The sequence below is a fragment of the Propionivibrio sp. genome, from assembly GCF_049316945.1.
GTDB lineage: Bacteria > Pseudomonadota > Gammaproteobacteria > Burkholderiales > Rhodocyclaceae > Propionivibrio.
In genome coordinates this window covers 1-9355 of record NZ_JBMOJE010000155.1, presented here as the reverse complement: position 1 = coordinate 9355, position 9355 = coordinate 1, and the positions used below count along the sequence as shown (strand labels likewise).

Here is a 9355-nt window from a genome sequence, read left to right as displayed (position 1 = left end):
TCGCCGATGTCGCCACCGCCATCGAAGCTGGCGGACTGGCCAACGCCACGGCGGGAACCGCTGCCACCGGCAACGTCCTGACCAACGACACTGACATCGACACCGTCGCCAACGGCGAGACCAAGACCGTCACCGTCGGCACCGGCGCCAGAACCGGCACCTACGGCACGCTCACGCTCAATGCCGACGGCAGCTACAGCTACGTCGTCGACGAGTCCAACCCCGCCGTCCAGGCCTTGCGCGTTACCGGCCAGACGGTTTCCGAAGTCTTTAACTACGCCATGCGCGATGCCGGCGGCCTGACCAGCGCCAGCACGCTGACCGTGACCGTCGACGGGCGCAACGACACCCCGCTCGCCTTCGCCGACAGTGCAACCACGCCTGAAGACACCCCGGTTTCCGGCAATGTTCTGACCAACGACACCGACGTCGACTCTGTCGCCAACGGCGAAACCAAGACCGTCACACAATTTGTCATCGCCGGGGATTCGGCAACCTACCTGGCCGGACAAACGGCAACGATTGCCGGCAAAGGCACGCTGCTTATCGCCGCCGACGGTACGTTCACCTTCACGCCATTTACCGACTACAGCGGCGCCATTCCCCTGGCCACCTACACCGTCCGCGATACCCAGGGCGCTACCGCCACCGCCACCCTTTCGCTGGCAGTCACCCCGGTCACTGACCGACCGCTGGTCGTGGTCAGCGACGTCACGGTCAACGAAGACGGCACAGCAACGCTGTCGATCGCCGCGCGACCGGGCGACACCGTGCTCAAAGACATCGGTGCCGAGCACATCACGCAAGTCACGATCAGCGGCATCCCGGACGGCGCGGCACTCAAGCTCGCCGACGGCAGCAGGGCTAGGCTGATGCTGATCCGCGGCCTGACCCCACCGCAACTCGCCGGCCTCCGGTTCGAACCTGCGCACGATTTCTCCGGCAGCGTCACGCTGACCGTCGTCGCCCGGGCGATGGACGGCAACGCTACGATCAGCGACAGCGTGGCGCAGTTGCTGGTGATCACCGTCGCTCCTGTATCCGATACGCCGACGCTCGCCGACCCAGGCAGCGTGACGATCGATGTCGATCAATCGGTCATCCTGGCGATCAGCGGCACACAGACGGACATCGACGGTTCTGAAACGCTGTCGATTCGCATCGACGACATTCCGGCCGGGGCGTCGATCAGTGCCAATGGCGTATCGGTTGCCATCGTCAACGGTCGCGCCGAGGTGCCAGTGCCGGCCAACGGCGTGATCCCGGTGATTTCGCTGACCCCGCCGCGCGGCAGCGACGTCGGCTTCGTTCTTCGCGTTTCGACGGTTTCGAAGGACGGCAGCGCACTGGAAGCGGTGACCAGCAAACCCTTGCCGGTCACCATCAGGTCGCTGCCGCTGCCGGCCCTGCCGCCAACCGTTGTAGTCGAGCAGATTAACGTCGCCACGGCCACGACCAACAGCTCGCCGACGGCTGCCAAGAGCGTCGTCAGCGACGATGGCAGTAGCACTGCCGGGGCGGCCGAGAACCGCAACAACGAGGTAGGCCGGCTATTGGCACTGCGCACCGGCCTGCCGCTTCAGGCCGACCAGGGAGCGCAGGCGGCCGGCGGGGAGAGCCGCAAGCTCGAATCCACCGACCGCGGTTTCCCGGTCGAGCGCATGCAGGCCGCATCGACCACGGTGCAGGATCAGCAAAAGGGCGGCGAACGGCTGTTTGTGTTCAACGGCATCAATAATGCAACGACCAACGTCGGCCAGGGGCTCAACTACACCGTGCCCAAGGACGCTTTCGGACATACCAATACGGCCGCCATCGTCCAGCTCGAAGCGTCGCAGTCCGATGGCTCGCCGCTGCCCGAGTGGATGGACTTCGACCCGACCTCCGGCACCTTCAGTGGCCGCCCGCCGGCCAATGCGCAGAGCCTGATCGAGGTCAAGGTGACGGCACGCGATGACCAGGGGCGCGAGGCTAGCGCCAATTTCAAGATGCAGATCGAGGGCGGACGTGCGCTGCAGCCAGCCGAGAAGGGTGGCGCAGCGGCGGAGGCTCCCCCCGGCCCGGCAGCGGACGCCGGGGAACTCGATGCGTCGCCGGCGGCAATCAAACTGGCGGCGCAGAGAGCCCAGCCGGCAACGCGCGGTGCCATCCCGTTCTCCGATCAGCTCAAGTTATCCCGGCATGATCCGTTAGTGCAGCGAATATTAACCAGACCGTCCATCCAGGCCGCGCCGCGCGTAACCGATTTAACCTAGAAAAGGCAGTTGACCACAGCGAACACGGCGAACAGCGCGAAGCTGCCCCGCAGGAAATACCCTTGGGGTGCTCCCTGGAGAGGGACAACGGAAAATCAATGACTTGCAATATTTTCATGATTCACCCTTTGGGTGAGCCATGAAATCCTGAAAAACTGAGGTTTTTCGCCGTGCTCGCCGTGTTCGCTGTGGTTAAACTGAGGTTTTAAGGATTATAGCTTTCAGGTATTTAACAATTTCAGCCAAGGAAAGATTCAACCGTTATGAAAATGAAAAGTCTGGCGCTGGCCATCGCCTCCGCGTTCATTGCTGCCGGCTGCGCGGTAAAGCCGGTGGCGATTACCGACGAGGCCCACCTGCAGCGCGCCGCTGATGACCAGCGGCGCCTGTTCGCCGAGCAGGACCCGGTGAGCGCTCCATTCACGCTGGCCGACGCGATTACGCGTGCGCTCAAGTACAACATGGACTACCGCACCCGCCTGATGGAAGAGGCGGCGTCGCTGGGCCAGACGGAATTGGCCAGTTTCGACCTGCTGCCCAAGCTGACGGCGGCCGCCGGCTATACGACACGCGACAACGAAGCATTCGGCTACGGCTATACGCCCACCGGCTCGATCTCGACGGTGCCGTCGGCGGCAGCGCCGATGAGTCATTCGTTCAACAGCCTGAGCTTCTCATGGAACGTGCTCGATTTCGGGCTTTCGTACCTGCGCGCCAAGCAGCTCGCCGACCAGTCGATGATCTCCGAGGAGCGGCGGCGCAAGGCCGTACAGAACCTGATCCAGGACGTGCGCAATGCCTGGTGGCGGGTCGAGGCCGCGCAGCGCCTGCTGCCCGAATCCGACGCACTGCTCGCCGAGGTTGACCAGGCGGCGGCGCGCGCGCGCCTGATCGAAACGCGCAAGCTGCTGCCGCCCTTGCAGATCGTCGCTTACAAGCGCTCGCTGCTCGACCTCGAACAGCAGATCTCGGTGCGCCGCCAGGAGCTCGCGCAGTCGAAGCTTGAACTTGCGCAGTTGCTCAATCTGCGCCCCGGTCTTGACTACACGGTAGCGACGCCGCGCATCGACGATCCGACGCCGCCGGATCTGACGGCTAAAATTGAAACGCTTGAACAGATCGCCGTGCATAACCGACCTGAACTTCGCGAGGAGGGCTACCGCGCGCGCATCACCGACGTGGAGGGCAACAAGTTGCTGCTCTCGATGCTGCCATCGCTGGGCCTCGATACCGGAACCAACTACGACTCGAACAAGTATCTGGTCAACAACCGCTGGGCGTCGGCCGGCCTCAACCTGTCGTGGAACCTGATGAAGCTCTTGTCGCTGCCGAGCCAGCGCCGGGCCAACGAATCGGCCGCCCGCATCGACGAGACACGGCGCCTGGCGCTGACCGCCGCCGTGCTCGCGCAGACGCGCATTGCTGCCGTGCGCTATCGCCTGCTGACGCAGGAATTCGCGATATGGGACGATGCCGTCAATGACGATGGACGCATCGTCGGCTATCTCAACGCCTCAAAACAGGTCGGCCTGGAAACCGAACTCGAATTGATCCGCGCCAAGGCGCGCGGCATGATCTCCAAGATCAACCGCGATCTGGTCTACGCCAACGTGCAAGGCGCCATCGGCCGGATCTACAACTCGATCGGCCTTGATAGCTTGCCGCTCGACGTCGAGACGCACGCGCCGGAGGCCCTGGCGGCGCAACTGGCGGCGACGATCGAAGGCTGGGAAGGCGCCACCTTTGCGCCAAAGGCGGCGACGACGCGAATTCCCGTCGCGGTGGTCCGCGTCGAAGGACTGTCGACAGAGGATGGCGACGCCTTCACGACGTCCTTGCATCGGATATTGCGGCTGTCGAAAATCGCTACCGTCGGCGCCAATCAACCGGCGCCCTACCGAATCGAATCGGCGGTTGTGCTCAAATCGCCGGGCGTTTCCGGGCAACCGTCATTGATGCGGCTCAAACTTATTGACCAGGACGGAGCGGTGCTCTTCGAGGCGGAGCAGAACAGCATGTTGATGACCCCGGTCGGCCCTGATCAATGGCGCGCGCTCGGCGAGGGCGCCGCTTACCGCGTCATCGACCCGGTGCGTCTGCATCTCTCCAAGGCCGGTCTGGCCAGCGCCAGCACCTTGACAGCGCGGCCCAGCCCGACCGTCGATGAGCAGAAGGTGCCAACCGCGCAGACTCTCGGCGAGGTTGCCGTGAGCCTCAAGATCGATACCGCCACCTCCATTGCCGATGCGATCAAGCGCGGCGAAGACGAATAAGACCATGGATAATCTGAAAATGACATGCTATTTTTCCCCGCTGCCCGCATTGACCACGGCGTTTATTGTAATTTTAGCCCTGGCGCTGCCCTGCGGCGCGGCGCACGCGCAGGCCGCTGCCATGACTACCGCCGTCGCCATGCCGGCGCAGGTGACGGCCAAGGCCGAAACAGGAATTGAACTCTCGGCGATGGTCTTGGCCGACAACGAGGCGACGCTGTCGGCGCAGATGGCCGGCAAGATCAGCAAGATCAAGTACGGCATCGGCCAGGAATTTCGCTCCGGCACGGTTCTCGTCGAATTTGACTGTGCCGAACCGCAAGCCAAGCTCGAAGCGCTTAACGCCGAATACCTGGGCGCCCGCGAAACCCATCTGGCCAAGCTGAAGTTGCAAGGGCTGGGCGCCGCTGGCGACCTCGAAGTAACATTGGCCGCCGCCGCTGGCGAAAAAGCCAAGAGCCTGGTCAAGCAGCAAAAGGCGCAAATGAGCTTCTGCACCATCGTCGCGCCTTACGCCGGCCGCATCGTCCGCCTGAAAGCCCGGCAGGCCGAGAACGTCGCGCCGAACCAGCCGGTGCTCGAAATCGTAGCCACCGCCAAACTCAAGGCGATCGTGCATGTCCCGTCGGCACTGGCCGTCAAGCTCAACACCGATTCGCCCTTGTCGATCGAGATCAAGGACACCGGGCGTAAATACGCCGCCAAGGTTTCCAGGCTCAATGCCCGTGTCGACGGCGTTTCGCAGTCGCTCGAAGTCGAAACGGTGTTCGTCGGCGACACAACCGGCCTATTGCCGGGAATGATCGGCCAAGCAGTGTTTCCGGAAAACAGCGACAAAGCCAAAACCAATTGACATCGCCAACGGCCGCCGATCTGCTCGCCTACGAGGGCCGCCTGCGCAGCGCGCGCTCCCCTGAGGAGATCGAGTTCCTGATCGTCAACGAGCCGTATTCGCTGTTGCCCTACGACCAGGCCTTCCTCTGGAAGCCTGATCTTCTCGGCCGCTCGGCGCTGGTCGCCGCGTCGGGGCTGGCCGAAGTCGACGCCAATTCGCCGTTCGCCCTCTGGTTTTCGCGCGCCGCCGACCATGCTAAAGCGGTCGATACGCAAGCGCCGGTGCGCCTGCTGGCCGCTGCCGATTTTCCACCAAGCCTGAACGACGGCGCCGAGTGGATTCCGCGCCATGCGCTCATTATCGTGCTCAGGACGCCGAGCGGTGAGTCGCTCGGTGGGCTCTGGTTCGGCCGCCACCAGCCGTTTTCGGCGGAGGACGCGGCGCTCGCCGCCTGGCTCGGCCAGCAGAGCGAGTTTTCCTGGTGGGCGTGGCGGCGTGAGCAACTGGCGCTGCAGAGCAAGTTCGCGGCGCTCGCACCCAAGCGCTGGCGGGCCTTGTCGCGCACCAGAAAAAAGGTGCTGCTGGCGGTCTTCTGCGGCGTCCTGTTTTTCCCCGTTCGCCTGTCGGTGCTGGCTCCGGCCGAGGTTGTGGCGCTGGCGCCCAATCCGGTCACGGCGCCGGTCGATGGCGTTGTTGCGCAGATTCTGGTGGCACCCAACCAAGCGGTTCGTGCCGGAACGCCGCTGGTCGAATTCGACGACACGGCCACGCGCAACCGCCTTCTGGTGGCGCAGAAAACGCTCGGCGTCGCGCGCGCCGACCTGGCGCGCAGCGCCGGCAAAGCCTTCTCCGACGACAACTCGAAGTCTGAACTGCAACTGCTCGATGCGCGCGTTCACGAACGCAGCGCCGAGGTCGCCTATCTCATCGAGTTGCTCGCTCGTCTAAAGTTACAGGCGCCGACCGAAGGCATTGCGCTGTTCGCCGACGCCGAGGAGTGGCGCGGCAAGCCGGTCCAGGTCGGCGAGCGCATCATGACCGTCGCCGACCCGACGCAGGTGGCGCTGACCATCTACGTCTCGCCGGACGACGCCATCGCGCTCGACCCCGGCGCGCAGGTCAAGATGTATCTGAACATCTCGCCGCTCGCCTCGCGCGACGCACTGGTCACCCAGGCGTCGTACGAAACCGGTTCGTCGCCCGAAGGGCAACCGGCCTACATCGTCAAAGCCGCCTTCACCGCAGGCGATTCGCCGCCGCGCCTGGGGCTCAAGGGTACCGCGAAGATCTACGCCGATCGCGTGCCGCTGATCTACTACCTGCTGCGCAAGCCATTGCGCACCCTTCGCCAAGCGTTCGGCGTATAGGAGCGCTCTGCACTTCTTTCGGTCGGATTTTCTGCGCGATGTTCGCTGTGTTCAATTGCTTTTTCCAAGATTCTTAAGCCGAACAAGCCAGAACCAAAAAATCCAAGCGGCGCTCGCCGGTTTTCTCCCTCTCCCACTTGTGGGAGAGGGTCAGGGAGAGGGACTTTTCCGGGGTGGCAAGGTCGTACCCCTTCCCCAACCCCCGCAAGCTGGCGAGGGGAGCATACGGAGAATTCTGCTCACGTTTTGTAAAGACTTCGGTCATAAGTGACTAAAAACCTCACCGCAAAGATGACCAACTGAGGTTTTCAGGTTCATCGGCTAAAACCCGCTCTCGCGCACCAGCACCGATGCGACGTGGGCGATTCCAGCCCAGCCGATGGTCAGCAGATTGGCTTCTATGCGCACGGTGCCGCGCACGATCTGGGCGTACTCCGGCTCGCCCTCGGCGGTATGGATGCGGACGCGATAGATCGTTTCGTGGGCGACCAGCGTGTCCTTGGCCGCCTGTGTCGCGGCGATGCCGCCGCCGTGCACCGAGGCGAGCAGCGGATGGCGGATGCCACGCCCAGCCGCCGGATCGACTTCGGTGACCGTGCCATCGACGACCGGGAAGCTCGGCGCCGACGGGTAGAAGCGCACCGCCTGCCCGACGGCGATCGCGCCAATCTGGCGCTCGCCAAGATAGGCCTCGATTTCGGCGGCGCCGGCGTCGACCACCCGCAGCAGGGGATGGCGGGCGTTTATCCAGCGACCGGCAACGAGATCTGCCGGCAGATCGCGTACGACTCCGTCGTGCGGCGCCAGCAGCGTCAGCGCGGCCATCTCGGCCCGCGCGCCGGTTTCGTCGGCCAGTGCTTCACCGAGTTGTTCCTCGATCACCATCCGGCGTTCGAGCTGGACGCTGTTGGCCGCGATGCGTGCCGCTTCGGCGGCATAGCCTTCGCTACGCAAGCGCGCGCGCTCGGCACGGCTGGCCAGATCGGGCGATTCGAGACGCAGCAGCACATCGCCACGCTTAACCGCCTGCCCGGTCTTGACCTTGATTTCAAGCACCCGCGCCGAACTTGGCGCAAAAACCGCCGAGTCATGCGCGGCACGGGCCAGCGCTGGCGCTGAAACCTCGCTGCCGATCGGCAGCAGCCAGAGCAGCAAGGCGAGACCGGCAAGGAGCGTGGCCCACGGCAGCGGCCGAAAAACCCAGAGCGCCTTGTCGCGGTGGATCGCGCCGATTTCCTTGATGATCGGCAGCACGACAAACCAGCCAATTTCAACGGCCATGAGAAATATCCCGAGAAGTTTGAAAAATAGCGTGTAGACCAGCACCGCGATGCCGAGAAAAAGGATCAGCCGGTAAACCCAGGTGGCCAGCGCGAAGGCGATCATTATCCGCTGCGTGGCGGGTGCCAGCGCCGGTTCGGGGTCGGCGCTCGTGTAGCCGAAGAAGGTGGTGCGCAGTTGCCGGCGCGCCAGCGCGAAACTGCGCTCGTGCAGATTGGGCAGGCCGGTCAGGTCGGAGAGCAGGAAATAGCCATCAAAGCGCATGAAGGGGCTGGCATTGACCGCCAGCGTCCAGATCCAGGTCGTCGTCGCGAGCAGGAAAAATGCGCTGCGCAGCGCGCCGTCCTGGGTCAGTGCCCAGGCTAGTGTGGTCCACGCGGCGAGCATCAGTTCGAGGGCGATCCCGGCGCCGGCGATGGCGAAACGATCGGCGCGGCGCGAGAGCTTCCACGATTCGCTGGTGTCGGTATAGAGCACCGGCATCATCACCAGGAAGGCGAGCCCCACCGTCGGAATGCGCAATCCTCGCCGCTTGGCAGCCAGAGCGTGACCGAGTTCGTGCAGCAGCTTGGCGACGCTGGTTGCCAGCGCGTAGAACAGGGCTCCTTCGAGATTGAAGAAATAACCAAAGGCGGTGCTCAAGGCTTCGCTCTGCCGGCTCGCGAGAAACAGGCCGGTGACGCCGGCGACGAGCGTGGCCGTCAGGAATGTCTTGCCGAAAATCCAGGCCAGTGCGGGGGTGAAGCGTTCGAGCCAGGCATCAGGGCGCAGCAGCGGGATGCGGAAAAAAAGATAGTGATGCAGCAACTGCTTCCAGAGCGGCAGCTTTCGTGCCGCGCAACGCCGCTTGAGCGCGTCGCGCCGTTCGACGGTGCTCGGCGCGAGCAGCTGGTGCTGGTCGAGAAAGGCGGCAAGCGTCGCCAATTCTTCCGCCGTCGGATACACCGGCGTGTGCTCCCCGACCTCGGCCAGCAGCGCGGTGCCGGCTTGGCCTTCACGCCAGCGCTGGAGCAATTCGAATTCGATCCAGCCGATGTCAAAAAAGCGGTTGCGCACCGGATCATGGATGCGCCAGGAGGGCGCCCCATCGGCCTGCGCTTCGCCCGGAAGCAACTGCAGGTCCTGGCGCAGACCGGGCAGCGCGGGAATCTCGGCGGACGTGGAGGGCATCACTGTAGTCATCTCCAGGCGCTGACCGCCGGGCCGGTGGCGCCGTCGAAGCCGAGTTCGGCGAGCACGGCCAGATCGTCGCTGCTGGACACCCCGAGCGCGTAGATCGAGAGGCCCATGTTCAGACTTCCTGATCCAGTCCGTATTTATTCAGTATTTATAGGAAATTAGTTT

Annotated in this window: 5 protein-coding genes; 4 read left to right on the top strand and 1 reads right to left on the bottom strand. The window is 64.0% G+C overall.

The window, feature by feature from the left end; all coding sequences use genetic code 11:
* The 4 genes from ACOYNV_RS23030 to ACOYNV_RS23015 form a co-directional block, all read left to right on the top strand.
* Positions 1–2255 (top strand): Ig-like domain-containing protein (locus tag ACOYNV_RS23030; protein ID WP_422902149.1); only part of this gene is annotated, 2255 nt, incomplete at its 5' end.
* Positions 2256–2518: 263 nt separating this feature from the next.
* Positions 2519–4528 (top strand): TolC family protein, encoded by a 2010-nt coding sequence (locus tag ACOYNV_RS23025; protein ID WP_422902148.1) that lies wholly within the window; start codon positions 2519–2521, stop codon positions 4526–4528.
* 4 nt (positions 4529–4532) lie between these two features.
* Positions 4533–5381, top strand: a complete 849-nt coding sequence (locus ACOYNV_RS23020) for an efflux RND transporter periplasmic adaptor subunit (protein WP_422902147.1) — start codon at positions 4533–4535, stop codon at positions 5379–5381.
* A complete protein-coding gene (locus tag ACOYNV_RS23015) occupies positions 5378–6730 on the top strand; it encodes an efflux RND transporter periplasmic adaptor subunit (RefSeq protein ID WP_422902146.1) in 1353 nt (450 codons plus the stop codon). Before ACOYNV_RS23020 ends, ACOYNV_RS23015 begins: the two co-directional genes overlap by 4 nt.
* A 321-nt stretch (positions 6731–7051) precedes the next feature.
* Here the strand turns inward: ACOYNV_RS23015 and ACOYNV_RS23010 are convergent, their stop codons facing one another.
* Positions 7052–9181 carry an HlyD family efflux transporter periplasmic adaptor subunit gene (locus ACOYNV_RS23010; RefSeq protein ID WP_422902145.1) on the bottom strand — a complete coding sequence of 710 codons (2130 nt, stop codon included), beginning with the start codon at positions 9179–9181 and terminating at the stop codon, positions 7052–7054.
* Positions 9182–9355: the final 174 nt, after the last annotated feature.